Origin of the sequence: Streptomyces luteogriseus (assembly GCF_014205055.1) — a bacterium.
Taxonomy (GTDB): Bacteria; Actinomycetota; Actinomycetes; order Streptomycetales; family Streptomycetaceae; genus Streptomyces; species Streptomyces luteogriseus.
This window is the reverse complement of record NZ_JACHMS010000001.1, coordinates 3,338,588-3,357,814: the sequence shown is the minus strand read 5'-3', so window position 1 is coordinate 3,357,814 and position 19,227 is coordinate 3,338,588. Positions and strand designations below refer to the sequence as shown.

17 protein-coding genes are annotated in these 19,227 nt (G+C 70.7%); 12 read left to right on the top strand and 5 right to left on the bottom strand.

What is annotated here, in order from left to right; translation table 11 throughout:
- Window positions 1-78 precede the first annotated feature (78 nt).
- The 9 genes from BJ965_RS14415 to BJ965_RS14375 all read left to right on the top strand — a co-directional run bounded on the left by BJ965_RS14415 (window position 79) and on the right by BJ965_RS14375 (window position 10,931).
- Window positions 79-1,311, top strand: a complete 1,233-nt coding sequence (locus BJ965_RS14415) for a M20 family metallopeptidase (protein WP_184917157.1) — start codon at window positions 79-81, stop codon at window positions 1,309-1,311.
- Window positions 1,312-1,938: 627 nt separating this feature from the next.
- Window positions 1,939-2,982 carry a BMP family lipoprotein gene (locus tag BJ965_RS14410; protein WP_184909014.1) on the top strand — a complete coding sequence of 348 codons (1,044 nt, stop codon included), beginning with the start codon at window positions 1,939-1,941 and terminating at the stop codon, window positions 2,980-2,982.
- Window positions 2,983-3,262: 280 nt separating this feature from the next.
- Window positions 3,263-4,309, top strand: a complete 1,047-nt coding sequence (locus tag BJ965_RS14405) for a BMP family lipoprotein (protein WP_184909013.1) — start codon at window positions 3,263-3,265, stop codon at window positions 4,307-4,309.
- Between the two features lie 210 nt (window positions 4,310-4,519).
- Window positions 4,520-6,091, top strand: a complete 1,572-nt coding sequence (locus BJ965_RS14400; protein ID WP_184909012.1) for an ABC transporter ATP-binding protein — start codon at window positions 4,520-4,522, stop codon at window positions 6,089-6,091.
- Window positions 6,091-7,209, top strand: coding sequence for an ABC transporter permease (locus tag BJ965_RS14395; RefSeq protein ID WP_184909011.1), 1,119 nt, complete (start codon window positions 6,091-6,093; stop codon window positions 7,207-7,209). Before BJ965_RS14400 ends, BJ965_RS14395 begins: the two co-directional genes overlap by 1 nt.
- The gene (locus BJ965_RS14390) at window positions 7,206-8,471 is read left to right on the top strand and encodes an ABC transporter permease (protein ID WP_184909010.1); all 1,266 of its coding nucleotides are present in this window, start codon (window positions 7,206-7,208) and stop codon (window positions 8,469-8,471) included. The genes BJ965_RS14395 and BJ965_RS14390 overlap by 4 nt, the downstream gene beginning before the upstream one ends.
- Window positions 8,468-8,872 carry a cytidine deaminase gene (locus BJ965_RS14385; RefSeq protein WP_184909009.1) on the top strand — a complete coding sequence of 135 codons (405 nt, stop codon included), beginning with the start codon at window positions 8,468-8,470 and terminating at the stop codon, window positions 8,870-8,872. The genes BJ965_RS14390 and BJ965_RS14385 overlap by 4 nt, the downstream gene beginning before the upstream one ends.
- Window positions 8,873-8,957: 85 nt before the next feature.
- Complete coding sequence (locus BJ965_RS14380; protein ID WP_030842265.1) at window positions 8,958-10,241, top strand: thymidine phosphorylase; 1,284 nt, start codon at window positions 8,958-8,960, stop codon at window positions 10,239-10,241.
- Window positions 10,242-10,337: 96 nt separating this feature from the next.
- The gene (locus BJ965_RS14375) at window positions 10,338-10,931 is read left to right on the top strand and encodes a Uma2 family endonuclease (protein ID WP_184909008.1); all 594 of its coding nucleotides are present in this window, start codon (window positions 10,338-10,340) and stop codon (window positions 10,929-10,931) included.
- 1 nt (window position 10,932) lies between these two features.
- Here BJ965_RS14375 and BJ965_RS14370 read toward each other — a convergent pair whose 3' ends face one another.
- On the bottom strand, window positions 10,933-11,853 hold the full coding sequence (locus tag BJ965_RS14370; protein WP_184909007.1) for an AEC family transporter: 921 nt from the start codon (window positions 11,851-11,853) through the stop codon (window positions 10,933-10,935).
- A gap of 155 nt (window positions 11,854-12,008) precedes the next feature.
- On the opposite strand from BJ965_RS14370, the gene BJ965_RS14365 reads away from it, so the two are divergent.
- Window positions 12,009-12,395 carry an STAS domain-containing protein gene (locus tag BJ965_RS14365; protein WP_184909006.1) on the top strand — a complete coding sequence of 129 codons (387 nt, stop codon included), beginning with the start codon at window positions 12,009-12,011 and terminating at the stop codon, window positions 12,393-12,395.
- Here the strand turns inward: BJ965_RS14365 and BJ965_RS14360 are convergent.
- The 3 genes from BJ965_RS14360 to BJ965_RS14350 form a co-directional block, all read right to left on the bottom strand.
- Window positions 12,279-13,295 carry a sigma-70 family RNA polymerase sigma factor gene (locus BJ965_RS14360; RefSeq protein ID WP_184909005.1) on the bottom strand — a complete coding sequence of 339 codons (1,017 nt, stop codon included), beginning with the start codon at window positions 13,293-13,295 and terminating at the stop codon, window positions 12,279-12,281. The genes BJ965_RS14365 and BJ965_RS14360 overlap by 117 nt on opposite strands.
- Before the next feature lie 150 nt (window positions 13,296-13,445).
- A complete protein-coding gene (dnaN, locus tag BJ965_RS14355; protein ID WP_184909004.1) occupies window positions 13,446-14,594 on the bottom strand; it encodes a DNA polymerase III subunit beta in 1,149 nt (382 codons plus the stop codon).
- 96 nt (window positions 14,595-14,690) lie between these two features.
- Complete coding sequence (locus BJ965_RS14350; protein WP_184909003.1) at window positions 14,691-15,965, bottom strand: MFS transporter; 1,275 nt, start codon at window positions 15,963-15,965, stop codon at window positions 14,691-14,693.
- A gap of 62 nt (window positions 15,966-16,027) precedes the next feature.
- Here BJ965_RS14350 and BJ965_RS14345 point away from each other — a divergent pair, with 62 nt between their 5' ends.
- On the top strand, window positions 16,028-16,990 hold the full coding sequence (locus BJ965_RS14345; RefSeq protein ID WP_184909002.1) for a LysR family transcriptional regulator: 963 nt from the start codon (window positions 16,028-16,030) through the stop codon (window positions 16,988-16,990).
- Between the two features lie 95 nt (window positions 16,991-17,085).
- On the opposite strand, the gene BJ965_RS14340 is transcribed toward BJ965_RS14345, so the two are convergent.
- Window positions 17,086-17,844, bottom strand: a complete 759-nt coding sequence (locus BJ965_RS14340; protein WP_184909001.1) for an alpha/beta hydrolase — start codon at window positions 17,842-17,844, stop codon at window positions 17,086-17,088.
- Window positions 17,845-17,967: 123 nt separating this feature from the next.
- On the opposite strand from BJ965_RS14340, the gene BJ965_RS14335 reads away from it, so the two are divergent.
- A complete protein-coding gene (locus tag BJ965_RS14335) occupies window positions 17,968-19,125 on the top strand; it encodes an adenosine deaminase (RefSeq protein ID WP_184909000.1) in 1,158 nt (385 codons plus the stop codon).
- The last annotated feature ends 102 nt before the right edge of the window (window positions 19,126-19,227 follow it).

Here is a 19,227-nt window from a genome sequence, read left to right as displayed (position 1 = left end):
CCTTTCGGGTTGAAGTTTTGTTGATCCAGGGTCGGTCGACCGCCTTGGCGCCCTACCCTTCAAAGGGTGAAGCCACTGATGTCACTGGAGTCCGAGGTCGATCTTCCCGGAGGAGCCGTACTCCCCGGTGCGCTGCCCGACGCTCTGCGGGCAGAGCTCATCGCGTTCCGGCGCGACATGCACATGCACCCGGAGCTCGGCAACCAGGAGTTCCGCACCACCGCCGCGATCAAGGAGCGGCTGGAGCGGGCCGGCCTCAAGCCGCGTGTTCTCGCCGTGGGGACCGGACTCGTCTGTGACATCGGCGTGGAGGGCGAGCAGTGGGACGGAGGCCCCAGCATGCTCGCTCTGCGGGCCGACATCGACGGCCTGCCCATCCCGGACACCAAGGCGGACTGCCCGTACCGCTCCACCGTGCCCGACCGCGCGCACGCCTGCGGTCACGACGTGCACACCACCGTCGTCCTCGGTGCCGGCCTCGTCCTCGCCGAGCTGCACCGGCGCGGCGCGCTGCCTCGCCCGGTCCGGTTGATCTTCCAGCCCGCCGAGGAGGTGCTGCCCGGCGGCGCCGCCGACGTCATCAAGTGCGGGGCGCTGGAAGGTGTGGGCGCGATCATCGCCGTGCACTGCGACCCCCGTGTGGACGCGGGCAAGATCGGTCTGCGCGAGGGCCCCATCACCTCCGCATGCGACCGGCTGGAGATCGGCCTCGACGGCCCGGGCGGCCACACCGCCCGCCCCCACCTCACGACCGACCTGGTCACCGCCGCCGCCCGCGTCATCACCGACGTGCCCGCGCTGGTCGGCCGGCGGTTCGACAGCCGCAGCGGGCTCGCCATCACCTGGGGCCGCGTCGAGTCCGGCCACGCCCCGAACGTGATCCCGCAGCACGCCGAGCTCTCCGGCACCGTGCGCTGCCTCGACCTCGAGGCGTGGCGGCAGGCTCCCGACGTCGTCGTCGCGGCCATCGACGAGATCGCCAACCTCCACCGCGCCAAGTCGGAGATCAACTACGTCCGCGGCGTCCCGCCCGTCGTCAACGAGCCCGGCGTCACCGAACTGCTGCGCGAGGCCATGATCGCCCGGCGCGGCGTCGAGTCCGTCGAGGGCACCGAGCAGAGCCTCGGCGGCGAGGACTTCTCCTGGTACCTGGAACACGTCCCCGGCGCCATGGCCCGCCTCGGCGTCCGCACCCCCGGCGAACGCCAGATCCGCGACCTCCACCAGGGCGACTTCGACGTGGACGAGTCGGCCATCACGGTAGGAGTGGAACTCTTCACAGCAGCGGCCCTGGTCAACGGCCTCCGCTAGACGCCCCCTCTCGGAGGCGCGGGTTCGTCGGAGGCGCGGGGAACTGCGCACCCGGCCACGACGGCACGGGTTCGTCGGGGACGCGGGGAACTGCGCGACGAGCCACGACGGCGCGGCTCGGGCTTTTAGGGGCGCGGGGAACTGCGCGACGAGCCACGACGGCGCCGCACGGGCTCCCAGGGGCGCGGGGAACTGCGCACCGACGGCACGGGTTCGTCGGGGACGCGGGGAACTGCGCGACGAGCCACGGGCGCGGCACGGGCTTTTGGGGGCGCGGGGAACTGCGCACCCAGCCACCACGGCGCCGCACGAGGCAGACAACCCCGCCCCCCGAGGCCGACCCGGGCGGCGCCCCGCCCGGTCCAGCAACCGCCCACCCGGCGGAGCCTCCGGTTGCGAGCGACGCATCCCCACGGCAGCCTGGTGCGCGTCACGAGGTAGGCACACGCCGTGTCCCCGAGTACACCTTTCGACCCCGTTCGATCCCGTGGTTCACAAGGGCGTAACCGGCCATCGGCACGAATGGATAACGGCCCCGCGGCGAACCGTTCCCAGGAGTGTCTACGCGCGTTAATGTGCGCCGAACCGAGCACCCATCGCGGGGCTTTGGAGAATGGGGAACTTCAGATGCGTCGGATTTCCAAACTGACCCGTGTCGCGGTGGGGGTCGCGTCGCTCGGGCTCGTCGCCACGGCCTGCGGCGGAACCAGCAGTGACAGCGGCGACAGCGACAGCAGCGAGCGCGGCGTCGCGATCGCGTACGACGTCGGCGGCAAGGGCGACCAGTCCTTCAACGACGCCGCCTACGCCGGCCTGACGAAGGCCAAGGACGAGTTCGGCTACAAGACCGCCGACATCGAGCCCACCGAGGGCGAGACGGACGCCGACAAGGAGCAGCGTCTGGCGTCGCTGGCCAAGCAGGGCTACAACCCGGTCATCGGCGTCGGGTTCGCCTACGGCCCGGCGTTGAAGGCCGCGGCCGCCAAGTATCCGGACACCACCTTCGGCATCGTGGACTCCGTGGTCGAGGCCAAGAACGTCGCCTCCCTCGTCTTCGCCGAGGAGCAGGCCTCGTACCTCGCCGGTGTCGCCGCCGCCAAGGCCACGAAGAGCGACGTCGTCGGCTTCGTGGGCGGCGTGGACATCCCGCTGATCCACAAGTTCGAGGCCGGCTACAAGCAGGGTGTCGAGGACACCAAGCCCGGCGTGCAGGTCCTGTCGCAGTACCTCACCCAGACGGCCGAGGAGGGCGGCTTCGCCAGCCCCGACAAGGGCAAGGCCGCCGCCGAGGGCCAGATCGAGAAGAAGGCCGACGTGCTCTACGCGGCCGCCGGCCTGTCCGGACAGGGTGTGATCGAGGCCGCCGCCAAGGCGAAGGTCTGGGCGATCGGCGTCGACTCCGACCAGTACAAGCAGGCCGCTCTGGCCCCGTACAAGAACTCCATCCTCACGTCCGCGCTCAAGGACGTCGGCGGAGCGGTCTACGCGCTGTCCAAGTCGGTCAAGGACGGCAAGCCGCTGAACGGCACGAAGACCTTCGACCTGAAGGTCAACGGTGTGGGGCTCTCCGAGTCCAACCCTGAGTACGCGAAGGTCCCGGGCCTCCAGGACGCCGTGAACAAGGCCAAGGAAGAGATCAACAACGGAACCATCAAGGTCAACACCGAGTAAGCGGGCCGGTGGGACCAACGCGGAGCGGGCGGACACCCCAGGGTGTCCGCCCGCTCCGTGCTTCCCGGCCTCCCCGACCGGATCACCCAGCGCCACGCCCCGTTTGCGGTCGGCAACGCCCCGGCCAGGTCCGGGTGATGGCTTGGGCACGGGCGCATAACAAGGTGGACAGAAGGGGTTTTCAGGCAGGTCTACGCGCGTTAATCTGCGGCGAAGCCAGCGCTGAAGCTGAACCGTCCCGGCGCTGTGCGACCTCGTTGTACGACAGGAGCACCCACACATGCGCCGGATTTCCCGGATCACGGTCGCAGGCGCAGCGACCGCCTCCCTGGCCCTCGCGCTCTCCGCCTGCGGCGGCACCTCGACCTCCGGGTCGTCCGACTCGAAGGGCGACAAGGGTCTCGCCATCGCCTACGACGTCGGCGGCAAGGGCGACCAGTCCTTCAACGACGCCGCCTACGCGGGCCTGGAGCAGGCGAAGAAGGAGTTCGGGTACCAGACGGCCGACGTGGAGCCCACCGAGGGCGAGACTGACGCCGACAAGGAGCAGCGCCTGGTCTCCCTGGCCAAGCAGGGCCACAACCCGGTCATCGGTGTCGGCTACGCGTACGCCGCGGCCGTCAAGGGTGCCGCGGAGAAGTTCCCGGACACCACTTTCGGCATCGTCGACGACGCCACGATCAACACCAAGAACGTGGCCGACCTGGTCTTCAGTGAGGAGCAGGCCTCCTACCTGGCCGGTGTCGCCGCCGCCAAGACCTCCAAGTCGAAGGTCGTCGGCTTCGTCGGCGGTGTGGACATCCCGCTGATCCACAAGTTCCAGGCGGGCTTCGCCCAGGGCGTCAAGGACACCGACCCGAAGGTCAAGGTGCTCTCGCAGTACCTCACCCAGACGGCTGAGGAGGGCGGTTTCGCCAGCCCCGACAAGGGCAAGACGGCTGCCGAGGGTCAGATCGAGAAGAAGGCCGACGTCGTCTACGCGGCCGCCGGTCTGTCCGGTCAGGGTGTCATCGAGGCCGCCGCCGCCAACAAGGTGTGGGCCATCGGTGTCGACTCCGACCAGTACCAGCAGGAAGCCCTTGCCAAGTACAAGGACTCCATCCTGACCTCGGCGATGAAGGACGTCGCCAAGGCGGTGTACAACCTGGCGAAGTCGGTCGAGGACGGCAAGCCCGAGACCGGTATCGTTCGTGGCGATCTGAAGACCGGCGAGGTGAGCCTGTCGAACTCCAACCCGAAGTTCGCGGACGACGCCGAGCTCCAGGCAGCCATCAAGACGGCCAAGGAGAAGATCATCAGCGGCGAGATCAAGGTCAAGAGCAGCTGACGAGCGACTGCCTCGAAGCAGGCGGTAACCCCCGGGGTTACGTCCGCTCGACGGGGTACGGGGAGCTGCTCCTCGTGCCCCGTTGCCGCGGGGCGTCGTCCCCTTTGTATGCCGTAGGGGCGCTACGCGCGTAGACGGCCCCCGTCCCCAGGAGAGTGCGCCATCAACGCGTCCAGCAGCCCTCCGGCCGGAGCGGCGGTCAACGAATCGGTGACCGCCGTCGAACTCGCCGGGATCACCAAGCGTTTCCCCGGAGTCGTGGCCAACCACGACATCCACCTCAGCGTCCGCAAGGGCACCGTGCACGCCCTCGTCGGCGAGAACGGCGCCGGCAAGTCCACGCTGATGAAGATCCTCTACGGCATGCAGAAGCCGGACGAGGGCACCATCGCCGTGGGCGGCGAGCAGGTCACCTTCTCGTCGCCGGCCGACGCCATCGTCCGCGGCATCGGCATGGTCCACCAGCACTTCATGCTCGCCGACAACCTCACGGTCCTCGAGAACGTGGTCCTCGGCAGCGAGAAGCTCTACGGCATCGGCGCCAAGGCCCGCCGCAAGATCAAGGAGCTCTCCGAGCGCTACGGCCTCGACGTCAAGCCCGACCTCCTCGTCGAGGAACTCGGCGTCGCCGCCCGCCAGCGCGTGGAGATCCTCAAGGTCCTCTACCGCGGCGCCACCACCCTCATCCTCGACGAGCCGACCGCCGTGCTCGTGCCGCAGGAGGTCGACGCGCTCTTCGCGAACCTGCGCGAACTGCGCGCCGAGGGCCTGTCGGTCATCTTCATCTCGCACAAGCTCGGCGAGGTGCTCTCGGTCGCCGACGAGATCACCGTCATCCGCCGCGGCACCACCGTCGGCACGGCCGTCCCCGCCGAGACGACGCCCCGTCAGCTCGCCGAGATGATGGTCGGCAGCGAGTTGCCCACGCCCGAGACGGCCGAGTCCACGGTCACCGACCGCCCGGTCATCAGCGTCGACCAGCTGCGCCTCGCGGCCCCCGGCGGCAAGGCCCTCCTCGACGACATCAGCTTCACCATCCACGCGGGCGAGGTCCTCGGCATCGCCGGTGTCGAGGGCAACGGCCAGACCGAGCTCGTCGACGCCCTCATCGGCCTCCGGTCCGCCGACAGCGGCACCATCCGGCTCGCCGACGAGGAGATCACCGCCTGGCCCACCCGCAGGCGCCGCGAGCAGGGCATGGGCTACATCCCCGAGGACCGGCACCGCCACGGCCTCCTCCTGGAGGCACCCCTCTGGGAGAACCGCATCCTCGGCCACGTCACCGAGAAGCCCCTCGCCAAGGGCGTCTGGCTGGACCCGAAGGCGGCCCAGGAGGACACCCGCCGGATCGTGACGGAGTACGACGTCCGCACCCCCGGCATCGACGTCACCGCCGCCTCCCTGTCCGGCGGCAACCAGCAGAAGCTGATCGTCGGCCGCGAGATGAGCCACAAGCCGCGCTTCCTCATCGCCGCGCACCCCACCCGGGGCGTGGACGTCGGCGCCCAGGCCGCCATCTGGGACCACATCCGCGAGGCGCGCCGCGAGGGCCTGGCCGTGCTGCTGATCTCCGCCGACCTGGACGAGCTGATCGGCCTGTCCGACACGCTGCGCGTGATCTACAACGGCAAGCTGGTCGCGGACGCCGACCCGGCCACCATCACCCCCGAGGAGCTCGGCTCGGCCATGACCGGTGCCGCCACCGGGCACCTCGAGCACGACGAAACCCCCGAGATCTCGAAGGCCGACGCCCCCGAGTCTGGTGAAGACGAGGCCCGCTGATGAAGAAGTTCGACAAGGAGCGCCTGCTCCTCGCGGTGGCCGGACCGGTCATCGCGCTGGCCGTGGCCTTCGTCCTGAGCGCGATCGTGCTGCTCGCCTCGGGCAAGAGCCCCTTCGAGCCGTTCGCCCTGATGTTCGAGCAGCTGGGCTTCTCCGACATCCAGGTGCTGATCATCAACCAGGCCTCGATGTACTACATCGCGGCGCTCTCGGTGGCCATCGGCTTCCGGATGAACCTGTTCAACATCGGCGTCGACGGCCAGTACCAGCTCGGCGCGATGCTGGCCGCGATCGTCGGCGCCCACGTCGCTCTGCCGGCCGCCCTCCAGGTCCCGCTGCTGCTCCTGACCGCGGTCCTCACCGGCGCCTTCTGGGCCGGCATCGCCGGCGTCCTCAAGGTCACCCGCGGCGTCAGCGAGGTCGTCGCCACGATCATGCTCAACGCGATCGCCACCTCCGTGATCGCCTACCTGTGGCTGCCGAACGTCTTCGGTGTGAAGGTCGGCAACAACAACACCACCGGCGAGATGCACGAGTCCGGCTGGATTCCCGGCATCCCCATGGGCGCGGCCGGTGAGATCTACGGCCTGGTGCTGCTCGCCGTCCTGCTCGGCATCGGCTACTGGGTCGTCCTGAACCGCACCCGCTTCGGCTTCGACCTGCGCGCCTCCGGCGCCTCCCAGACCGCCGCCGCGGCCAGCGGTGTGGACCCCAAGCGCATGGTGCTCAGCGCCATGCTGATCTCCGGCGGCATCGCGGGCCTCGCCGGCCTGCCGATCCTGCTCGGCGACACCCACACCTACAGCCTGAACTTCCCCACCGGCATCGGCTTCCTCGGCATCGGCATCGCCCTGCTCGGCCGCAACAGCCCCGTCGGCATCGCCTTCGCGGCCCTGCTGTGGGCCTGGCTCGACAAGGCCTCGCCCGAGCTCGACTTCCACGGCTACGACAAGGAGATCGCGGTCATCATGCAGGGCCTGATCGTCCTCTCGGTCGTCGTCTCCTACGAGGCCGTCCGCGAATGGGGTCTGCGCCGCCAGCAGCGTCGCGTCGGCGCCGAACTCGCCGCCGGACACGTCCTCGGCGCTCAGAACACGAAGGAGGTGGCTGGCCGATGACCACCGCGACCGACGTCAACCAGCCCACGCTGCAGCCCGCGGCGCCGACCGGCCGCCGCCTGTCGTGGCCCGTCCTGCTGCTCATCATCGCCGGAGGCCTGGCGCTCACCTCGATCGTGCGCCTCATCACCGGCGCCGACGGCATCACCAACGTCAGCCAGATGTCCACCGCGCTCCAGCTCGCCGTGCCGATCGGCCTCGCCGGTCTCGGCGGCCTGTGGGCCGAGCGCGCGGGCGTGGTCAACATCGGCCTCGAGGGCATGATGATCCTCGGCACCTGGTTCGGCGCCTGGGCCGGCTTCCAGTGGGGCCCGTGGACCGGTGTCCTGGTCGGCATCCTCGGCGGCGCGATCGGCGGTCTGCTGCACGCCCTCGTGACCGTCACCTTCAACGTCAACCACATCGTCTCCGGTGTGGCCATCAACATCCTCGCGCTCGGCGCCACCCGCTACCTCGCGCCCCTCGCCTTCGAGGGCCACACCGGCGGCTCCGCCAAGCAGTCCCCGGCGGTCGACTCCCTCGGCCACTTCACCGTGCCGGGGCTGTCCGACGCACTGCGCGACCTGAACAGCCAGGGCTGGTTCTTCGTCTCCGACATCGCGGGCCTGCTCGGCGGCCTCGTCACCAACGTGTCGTGGCTGACCCTGATCGCCATCGCGCTGATCCCCGGAACCTGGTGGATCCTGTGGCGCACCGCGTTCGGCCTGCGCCTGCGCTCCTGCGGCGAGAACCCGGTCGCCGCCGAGTCCCTCGGCGTCAACGTCTACAAGTACAAGTACATCGCCGTCGTCATCTCCGGCGGACTGGCCGGCCTCGGCGGTGTCTTCCTGTCGACCGTGGCCAACCCCTTCTACCTGGAGGGCCAGGTCAGCGGACGCGGCTTCATCGGTCTCGCGGCGATGATCTTCGGCAACTGGATGCCGGGCGGCCTCGCCCTCGGCGCGGGCCTGTTCGGCTACACCGACAGCCTCAACCTGCGCGGCGGCTCCGCCAACGTGCACGCCCTGCTGCTGCTCGGCGCACTGCTGCTGATCATCGGGGCGATCTTCCTCGTGGTCCGCAAGAAGTACGCCCCGTCGATGATCACCGCGGTCGTCGCCGCCCTGGTGTTCGCCTGGTACGCGAGCACCGACGAGGTCCCGAACCAGGTCGTCTCCGCGACGCCGTACGTCATCACCCTGGTGGTCCTGGCCATGTCGGCCCAGCGACTGCGGATGCCCAAGGCGGACGGGCTGCCGTACCGGAAGGGGCAGGGCAAGTGACCGGCACCGGTCCGGCCGTCGACTGGGAGAAGCTGCGCGCGGTGGCCCGGGACGCGATGTCCCGGGCGTACGCCCCGTACTCCGGCTACCCGGTCGGGGTGGCGGCCCTGGTCGACGACGGCCGGATCATCTCCGGCTGCAACGTCGAGAACGCCTCGTACGGCCTCGGTCTGTGCGCCGAGTGCGGCCTGGTGTCCGAGCTGCACAACACCGGCGGCGGCCGGCTGACGCACTTCACCTGTGTCGACCGCCACGGCGACACACTCGTCCCGTGCGGCCGCTGCCGACAGCTGCTCCACGAGTTCGGCGGCCCGGAGATGCTGCTGGAGACCCCCGCGGGGATCCTGCCGCTGTCTCAGATGCTGCCCCAGGCCTTCGGCCCGGAACACCTCAGCAAGTAATTTCCGTGCGGCCCCTCTGAGTTGCTCACGCGACCGGCTCAGGGGGGCCGTGCGGCTTCTGGAACCCTCGGAAGGAAGCCAAGCCATGGCCATGGACGTCATCTCCGTCATCCGCACCAAGCGGGACCGCGGTGAGCTCAGCGACGCGCAGATCGACTGGGTCATCGACGCGTACACCCGCGGGGAGGTCGCCGACGAGCAGATGTCCGCCCTCGCCATGGCGATCCTGCTGAACGGCATGAACCGCCGCGAGATCGCCCGCTGGACGGCCGCGATGATCGCCTCCGGCGAGCGCATGGACTTCTCGTCCCTGTCCCGCCCGACTGCCGACAAGCACTCCACGGGCGGCGTCGGCGACAAGATCACACTGCCGTTGGCCCCCCTGGTCGCCGCCTGCGGCGCGGCCGTCCCGCAGCTGTCGGGCCGCGGCCTCGGCCACACCGGCGGCACCCTGGACAAGCTGGAGTCCATCCCCGGCTGGCGTGCGCTGCTGTCCAACGAGGAGATGCTGAACGTCCTCGACACCACCGGCGCGGTGATCTGCGCGGCGGGTGACGGACTGGCCCCCGCCGACAAGAAGCTCTACGCCCTGCGGGACGTCACCGGCACGGTCGAGGCGATCCCGCTGATCGCCTCCTCGATCATGTCGAAGAAGATCGCGGAGGGCACGGGCTCCCTGGTCCTGGACGTGAAGGTCGGCACCGGCGCCTTCATGAAGACCATCGAGGACGCCCGTGAACTGGCCTCCACGATGGTCGGCCTCGGGACCGACCACGGCGTGAAGACGGTCGCGCTCCTCACGGACATGGCCACGCCCCTCGGCCTGACCGCCGGCAACGCCCTGGAGGTCCGCGAGTCGGTGGAGGTCCTGGCGGGCGGCGGCCCCGCGGACGTCGTGGAACTGACGATCGCGCTGGCCCGCGAGATGCTGGACGCGGCGGGCGTCAAGGACGCCGACCCGGCGAAGGCCCTGGCCGACGGCTCCGCGATGGATGTCTGGCGGCGCATGATCGCGGCCCAGGGCGGCGACCCGGACGCGGCGCTTCCGGTGGCCCGCGAGCAGCACGTGATCAAGGCCCCGGCCTCGGGCGTGCTGACCCGCCTGGACGCCTACGACATCGGCGTCGCCGCCTGGCGTCTCGGCGCGGGCCGTGCCCGCAAGGAGGACCCGGTGCAGGCGGGCGCCGGCGTCGAGATGCACGCCAAGCCGGGCGACACGGTGACGGAGGGCCAGCCCCTCCTGACACTCCACACCGACACACCCGAGCGCTTCGAGTACGCCCTCCAGTCGATCGAGGGCTCCTACGACGTCGCAGCGCCCGGGACGGACTTCACGCCGTCGCCGGTGGTGCTGGAACGTATCGCCTGACCAGGCGGTTTCCCCTTCGGGTGAACGGGACCGGTGGACCCCCGCCGGTCCCGTTCGGCATGCTGGGATCGGTGACGCACCGATTGGAGAACCGCCATGAGCGCACTCACCGTCGACCACTCGCCGGCCAACGGGCACGAGTGGGACGACCTCGTCCGGATCTGGCAGGAGACGGACGCGCCAGAGGGCTGCAAGGTGGAGATCATCGAGGGGATCGTCACCGTGGCACCACCGCCGTCCAACGCCCACAACGACATCGCTGACCTGGTTCAGCGAGCCTTGTACGAGGTCATCCCCAGGCACTGGGGCATCTACCAGACCCTGGGTACGGCGGTCCCGTCCCGTGACGGGCTCTACATTCCTGATCTCGCAGTAGCCCCCAGGCAGGTGCTGCGTGACGAGGGTGGCAACTTCATCCCAGCGGCTGCCGCCGAACTCATCGTCGAGATCACGTCCAAGTCGAACGCGGCGCACGACCGGATCAAAAAGGCCGCAGGCTACGCCCAGGCGGGTGTCCCGCTGTATCTGCTCATCGACGGCTGGGCCCCCGGCGGTCCCACCATCACGCTCTACGGCGAACCGCAACGGGAGGTCTACCGGGTTCTCGACGCGGGCAAGTTCGGAGAACTCATCACGCTGCCCGAGCCCTTCAGCCTCGACCTCGACACCGGCGAGTTCGCCGAGAACTGAGTCACCCCAACACAGCCGCTACCACCACCAGAACCGGCACCGACAGCACCGTCGACAGCAGGATCGCCTCCCTCGCCAGCACCTCGCCCACCCGATAGCTGCTCGCGTAGGTGAAGAGGTTCTGCGCCGCCGGCAGCGCGGACGTCACCACCACGTCGAGCAGCAGGGCACCGCGCAGGCCGAAGACGCCCGCCGCCAGGGCGTAGGCGACCAGGGGCTGGAACACGGACTTCAGGGCCACGGCGAGCAGCACCGGCGCCCGTTCCGCGCCGCGCAGCGGGAGCGTGCTGCCGCGCAGGGAGATACCGAAGGCCAGCAGGACCGCCGGGACCGACATGTTGCCGATCAGGGTCAAGGGGTCCATCAGCGGACCCGGAACCGCGAGGCCCGACGCCGAGACCGTCACCCCGGCCAGGGATCCCAGGGCTATCGGATTGCGCAACGGCGTCAGCAGTCGCTGCCACAGGGGCCGCTTCGCCCCTCCGCTCGCCAGGTCCAGGACCGTCAGCGCCACCGGTGTGACACCGACCAGCTGGAACAGCAGCACCGGCGCGACCAGGGACGCGTCGCCCAGCACATACACGGCGATCGGAATGCCCAGGTTCCCGGAGTTGACGTAACTGGAGCACAGCGCGCCGATCGTCGTCCGGCCCACACCCCATCCCCGCGCCGCGCCCAGCGCCACGAAGACACCCGCCGCCGCTGCCGTGCTCATCGCGGTGACCAGCAGCCGGTCGGAGAAGATCACCGACAGGTCGGCCTGCGCGAGGGTCGTGAAGAGCAGCGCCGGGGACGCCACGTGGAAGGCGAGCTTGGTCAGGACCTGGCGGCCGCCGTCGCCCAGATAGCCCCGGCGGCCGATCAGATAGCCGACGCCGATGACGACGGCGATGACCGCGAACCCGCTCAGCACCCCCTGCACGGCGCCTCCTCACCGGCGGAGCGAGCATCGGGCAGCGCGGCAGGGGGAGATGGTTGGGGCATACAGCCAACCCTCTGGGGAAGGCATTGCCCAGGTCAATGTGATCCTCGCGGCGCCGACCGACCCGTACGACGTCGCCGGGACCGCCCGCCGCGATGAGTTACGCCAGCCCGCCCGGTCTACCGATCGTGGACGCCATGACACCGCCCGTACTCGTACTGCCCGGCCCCGTCACCCGGGACGAGGTGAGAGGGCTCAGCGACGATGTGCGGGCACTGCTGCACGGCACCGGTGCCCGGGTCGTGGTGTGCGATGTCGCGGGTCTGGGGCCGCCGGGCCTCGCCGCCGTCGACCTCCTGGCGAGGCTCCAGCTGGCCGCCCGCCGGGCCGGGGGACGGATCCGGCTGCGCGACCCCGACCCGGCCCTACGCGCCCTGCTCGACCTGGTCGGTCTCCGCTTCGAGGTGGAGGGGGAGGTCGAAGAGCGGGAACCACCGCTGCGTGTCGAGGAAGCAGTGGAACCCGGTGATGCGGCCCTCTGAGATCTCCAGCACTTGGACCGCCCACGGCATGAAGCCCCCCTTGTCCGGGTCCGGCTTGTACTGCGCGAACCCCGGCAGGCCGTTGACCTGGACCGGCACCAGCCGGGAGCCCGCGCAGGGCGCGCCGAGGGTGGTCATGAAGCCGGTGATGTCCCGCGTACCGGTCAGCCAGAGGTCGAACGGCGGCATCGTCATGACCGCGTCCTCGTGCAGCAGGGCCGTCAGCGCCGTCATGTCGTAGCCCTCGAAGGCCGCCACATAGCGGTCCAGCAGCTTCTGCTGGTCCTCGTCCAGCGGGTCGGAGACGGCCGCCTCGGCGCCCGGCTCCTGGCGCTCGGCCAGGGTGGCGCGGGCCCGCTGGAGGGCGCTGTTCACCGACGCCACCGAGGTGTCCAGCAGCTCGGCGACCTCGCTGGCCTTCCAGGCCAGGACCTCGCGCAGGATCAGCACGGCCCGCTGCTTGGCCGGGAGCTGCTGGAGGGCGGCCATGAAGGCGAGCCGCACGGACTCCTTGGCGACCGCCGCCTCCGCCGGGTCGTGGGTCGAGGGCAGCACACGGGCGTCCGGCATGGGCTCCAGCCAGGTGTTGTCCGGGCGGGGGGAGAGGGCGGCCTGGGCGAGCGGGGTGGACTCGGTCAGGTCCATGGGCCGGGCGCGCTTGTTGCCCGCGGTCAGCATGTCCAGGCACACGTTGGTCGCGATCCGGTAGAGCCAGGAGCGCAGGCTGGAGCGGCCCTCGAACTTGTCGTAGCTGCGCCAGGCGCGGACCATCGTGTCCTGCACCGCGTCCTCCGCCTCGAAGGAGGAGCCGAGCATCCGGTAGCAGTACCCCGTCAGTTCGGTTCGGTGGGCCTCCAGCCTGGTGTCCAGGTCCGTCGGTGTCGCCGTGCCGTTCGCCATCCCGCCCACCCCTGTGGAAGTTCTGTTCACGCGCCATCGCGCCCCAGCACTTCGGAAGCTACCGCAGCCCACTGACAACGGCCCCCCGAGCGCACGAAAGCGCAGGTGGAAGGGGATGATCCAGACCGGGTCAGTCGGGTCCGCGGACCTTCACAGGAGCTCCTTGACCGACATCAGCAGATGCCGGTGCTCCCCGGCCTCCGCGCCCGCCTCCGCCGCCTCGCCGCCCGGCACGGCGCGCAGCAGCGCCCGCTGACCCGCGCCCAGCAGCTCCAGCCGTACCCGCGGGCTCTCGAAGGACGACAGCGCGTCCAGCAGGTAGGCCGGGTTGAACGCCACCGGCACCGCGTCGGCGCCGTGCAGCGTGGCCGGGAGCCGCTGGGCCGCCACGTCGTCCCCGTGGCCGGCGCGCAGCTCCACGGAGCCGTCGGCCGAGAAGTCGAGCCGCACCGGGCCGTTCGCCTCCGCCACCACCGCGACCCGCCGCACCGCCTCCGTGATTCCCGCGCGCTCCACCTCGGCGACCGCCGCCCCCGCCATGTCGAAGAGGGACGTGTACGCCGGCAGCCGCCCGTCCAGCAGCCGCAGCGCGGTGCGCGTCCGCCCGCCCTCGAACCCGACCAGCCCGCCGCCCCCGCCCGGCTCGCACCCGATCCGCACGTCCCCGCAGCGCCCCAGCGACCGCGCCACGTCCAGCAGCCGCCGCGCCGGCAGCAGGACCTCCACGACGCCGTCCCCGGCGACGGCCTCCGGCTTCCACCCCAGCCGCCGCACCGCGTACCGGTAGCGGTCCGAGGCCGACAGGGTCATCTCCCCGCCGTCGAACCTCAGCTGGACGCCCGTCAGCAGGGGCAGCGTGTCGTCGCGTCCGGCGGCGACCGCGACCTGGGCGACGGCGGTAGCGAACGCGGCGGCGCCGACGGTGCCGTACGGCGCGGGCGGTGCGGGCACGGGCGGGTACTCGGCGAGCGGCAGCGTCGACAGCCCGAAGCGCGTGCCGTCCGCCTCCACGGTGAACCGTGAGCCCTCCTGCGCACAGCCCACCGGCCCGTCCGGCAGCACCCGGCAGACGTCCAGCAGCCGCCGTCCGAGGACGAGCACCCTCCCGGGCGCCAGGACCTCCGCGTCGGCCTCCACCCGGACCGCCGCCTCGAAGTCGAACCCCGTCACGGTCAGCCGGCCCGCGTCCGCCTCCAGCAGCAGTCCGCCCAGCACCGGCACCGGCGTCCGCCCGGGCAGTGCGCGGGCCGCCCGGCCCACCGCGTCGGCGAACTCCGTACGGTCCACCCGGAACTCCATGAAAAATCCCCCTGCTCGGTCCGGTGATCAGCCGACGCGGACGGTATCCGCACCCACTGACAACCGGCCCCGACCGGGGGGGATCGCCCTCAACGCTCAGGCAGCGGTGGCCAGTTGCCGGCGCTGCAGCCGGGCCGCCCGGGTCCCGAAGACGGTGATCGTCACGACGCCCAGGACCGCCAGGAGTCCGACCCCGACCGTCCCGGCCCAGCCGCCCGCGTGGAACGCGATCGCGCCGATCGTGCTGCCCGCGCTGGAGCCGATGTAGTACGCCGACTGGTACAGCGCCGAGGCCTGGGCCCGGCCGTGCGTGGCCGTCTTGCTGACCGCCGAGGAGGCGACCGCGTGGCCGGCGAAGAAGCCCGCAGTGATGAGGACCAGGCCCAGCAGGACCAGGGGGAGGGAGCCCGCCAGGGACAGCAGCAGGCCCGCCGCCGTCGTACCGCCGCCCGCGTACAGCGCGCCCCGGCGGCCCAGCCGGCCGACCAGCCGCCCGGCCGTGGACGCCGACACCGTACCGACCAGGTACACCAGGAAGATCGAGCCGATGATGCCCTGCGGCAGCGAGAACGGGGCCTCGGTCAGGCGGTAGCCGATGACCGTGTACACGCCGCCGAACACCGTCATGAACAGCGCGCCGATCGCGTACAGCCGGCACAGCAGCGGATTGGACAGGTGGTCGCGGACCGTCCGGGCGAGCACGCGCGGCCGCAGCGAACCGGTCTTGAAGTGCTTCGGGGCGGGCAGCAGCAGCCGGAAGGCCACCGCACACGCCACCGCGATCACACCGATGACCCCGACGGCGACCCGCCAGCCCCACTCCTGCGCGACCCAGCCGGTGATGACCCGGCCGCTCATCCCGCCCACGCTGTTGCCCGCGACGAACAGGCCGATCGCGGTGACCAGCGCCTTGGGGCTGACCTCCTCCGCGAGGTACGCGGTCGCCGACGCGGGCAGCCCGGCGAGGGCGGCGCCCTGCAGCGCCCGCAGCGCGATCAGCACACCGAGGGAGGGGGCGAGGGGGACCAGCAGCCCGAGCGTGACGGCCACGGCCAGCGACCCGGTCATGACCGCACGGCGTCCGAAGCGCTCCGACAGGGCGCTCATCGGCAGCACGAACAGCGCCAGCCCGCCCGTCGCGGCCGCCACCGTCCAGCTCGCGTCGCTCGCCGCCACCCCGAACTCGCCGGAGATCAGCGGCAGCAGGGCCTGCGTGGAGTACAGCAGCGCGAAGGTCGCGACACCCGCGAGGAAGAGGGCGAAGCTCATCCGGCGGTAGCCGGGTCCGCCCGGCGAGACACGGGAGTCGGCAGCAGGGACAGGGACATCGGCGCCCACGACGGTGGACGCCCCGGTACTGGCGGGAGACATGCCTCGAACGTACGGACAGCGCACTCATCCGTCCAATGCATGGAACGGTCATAATCGTTCCCATGGTGCATCAACCGAGCTCACAGCCCCGCCTGTCACCAAGCAGTGACACAGAAGACATGGCAGAGATGTCGAAGGTGCTGGCGCCGCGCCTCGCGTACTTCGCGGGCGTCGCCCGCACCGAACACGTCACCCGCGCCGCCCAGGAGATGAACGTCCCCCAGTCCACCCTGTCCCGCTCCATGGCCCGCCTGGAGCAGGACCTGGGCGTCGATCTGTTCGCCCGGCACGGCCGCACGGTCTCCCTCACCCCGGCCGGCCGCACCTTCCTCGCCTCCGTCGAACGCGCCCTGGCCGAGGTCGAGCGCGCCGCCGAGGAGGTGCGCGCCGACGCCGACCCGGCCACCGGCAAGGTCGCCTTCGGCTTCCTGCACACCATGGGCGCCGAGACCGTCCCCGGTCTGCTGCACGCCTTCCGCGCCGACCACCCGCGCGTCCGCTTCAGCCTCGTCCAGAACTACGGCGAGGCCATGCTGGAACGCCTCCGCGCGGGCGAACTCGACCTGTGCCTGACGTCGCCGGTGCCGGACGCCCCCGACCTGGTGGCCCGCCGCCTGGACGAGCAGAAGCTGCGCCTGGTCGTGCCCGCCGACCACTCCCTGGCCGGCCGCCGCCGCATCCGCCTCGCCGAGGCCGCGGACGAAACCTTCGTCACCCTGGAACCCGGCTACGGCCTGCGCCGCATCACCGACGACCTCTGCAAGGAGGCCGGCTTCAAGCCCCGTATCGCCTTCGAGGGCGAGGAGGCGGAAACCCTGCGGGGTCTGGTGGCGGCGGGCCTGGGCGTCGCCCTCCTGCCCCCGCCGGCCGTCCCCCGCCCGGGAGTGGTCGAACTGACGGTCACGGCCCCAAGAGCGGCCCGCGAAATCGGGGTCGCCTGGTTGGAAGGCCACCCGGACACGCCTCCGGTAGCGGCTTTCAAGAAGTTCCTGCTCTCAAGAAGAGGCAGCTTGTTGCCCACCTGAGGGGCGCGGGGCTGTATCGATCTGCGGCTCCGCCGCGTGGGCGCGAGCAACCACACACCACTCACGCCCCGAAAACCACAGCAACCCGAACGGCGCTACCGCCGAGAAGGACTGAACCCCGCAGCCAACGGCATCCGCAACCCCAACGGCGGCGGCGCAGCGAACGCGTCCCGCACGGGCCGCGACACCGCCCGCCCGAACAACGCCCCCATCACGAAGTCCTCGGCCAGGGCGAGGACTTCGTCCCGATACTGGTGCAACCCGTGCCCGTCCGCGTGCACTTCGAACCGGCACACGTCCCGGTTCGCCTTCTTCGCCCGCGCCGCCAGCCGGAACGACAGCTCCGGATCCGTCCGCCCGTCGTTCGTGCCGTGCACGATCAGCGCCTGGCGGCCGACCAGCTGCTTCACCGGTTCGGGTGTCGCCGCGGCGTCCTCCTCCGGCAGCCAAGGGGCGAGCGCCAGCACGGAGTTGACGGCCTCGTGGCCAGCCGCCCGCAAGCCCGCCCGGCCGCCCATCCCGACCCCGAGGAGGCAGACCGGGACGTCCCCGTACCGCCGTACGATCTCGTCGGCCGCCCAGGTGGCGTCCTGGGCGAGATTGGCCTCGTCGCCGTTCCACCCGCGGTAGCGGTAGTGCACGACGTGCGCGGCGAGACCCTCGTCCCGGCCCGCGCGGGCCAGCCGGCGCCCGACGCCGCGCATGGAGGCGGTCGCCAGCATCGGTGACGGCCTGCGGCCGGATACCTCGTCGCCGCCGGGGAGCAGCAGCACCGCGCCGCTCACCGCCGTCGGCTCCGGACCGAGTGCCCTGCCCAGCCGGGCCCTGCGAACCGGCGTCGCTTGGTGTGCCATGACAGAACAGTGTCAGAAGCGCGGGTGTACACGACCCGTCCTCGGGATCACCGTTACGTATCGACGAAAACGCACGGCATACGGGAACGCGCCATCTACGCGCGTAGGAGTTAGAGTGCGGAAATGACGAGCCAGACCATTGCGAACACGCCGACACCGGACCAGATCCGCCGGGCGCCCAAGGTTCTGCTGCACGACCACCTCGACGGCGGTCTGCGTCCCGGCACGATCGTCGAACTCGCCCGCGAGAACGGCTATACCCAGCTCCCCGACACCGACCCCGAGAAGCTCGGCGTCTGGTTCCGCGAGGCCGCCGACTCCGGCTCCCTGGAACGGTACTTGGAGACGTTCTCCCACACCGTCGGCGTCATGCAGACCCGCGACGCCCTGGTCCGGGTCGCCGCCGAGTGCGCCGAGGACCTGGCCGCGGACGGCGTCGTCTACGCCGAGGTGCGCTACGCCCCCGAGCAGCACCTGGAGGGCGGCCTCGGCCTCGAAGAGGTCGTCGAGGCCGTCAACGAGGGCTTCCGGGAAGGGGAGCGGCGCGCACGCGAGAACGGGCAGCGCATCCGCGTCGGGGCGCTGCTCACCGCCATGCGGCACGCTGCCCGCGCCCTGGAGATCGCCGAACTCGCCAACCGGTACCGGGACCTGGGCGTCGTCGGCTTCGACATCGCGGGCGCCGAGGCCGGGTACCCGCCCACCCGGCACCTCGACGCCTTCGAGTACCTCAAGCGCGAGAACAACCACTTCACCATCCACGCCGGCGAGGCCTTCGGCCTGCCGTCCATCTGGCAGGCGCTCCAGTGGTGCGGCGCCGACCGGCTCGGGCACGGGGTGCGGATCATCGACGACATCCAGGTCCACGAGGACGGCCGGGTCGAACTCGGGCGGCTCGCCTCCTACGTCCGGGACAAGCGCATCCCGCTGGAGCTGTGTCCGAGCTCCAACCTCCAGACCGGAGCGGCCGCCTCGTACGCAGAGCACCCCATCGGGCTGCTGCGCCGGCTGCATTTCCGTGCCACCGTCAATACGGACAATCGTCTTATGTCGCACACCAGCATGAGCCGGGAATTCGAGCACCTCGTCGACGCATTCGGATACACGCTCGACGACATGCAGTGGTTCTCCGTCAATGCGATGAAATCAGCGTTCATTCCTTTCGATGAACGACTGGCCATGATCAATGACGTCATCAAGCCCGGGTATGCCGAGCTGAAATCCGAATGGCTGTTCCGTCAGACCGCCTCCACCAGCGGTTCTGCCGATTCGGACGACTGATCCAGGGGTATTCGGCGCGCAGCGGATGCGGGTGGCGTTCACAATCCGTCCGCATTTCGATGTTTGCGGCGGGTGGTGCCGGGTGTTTACGGTCGCTGGACC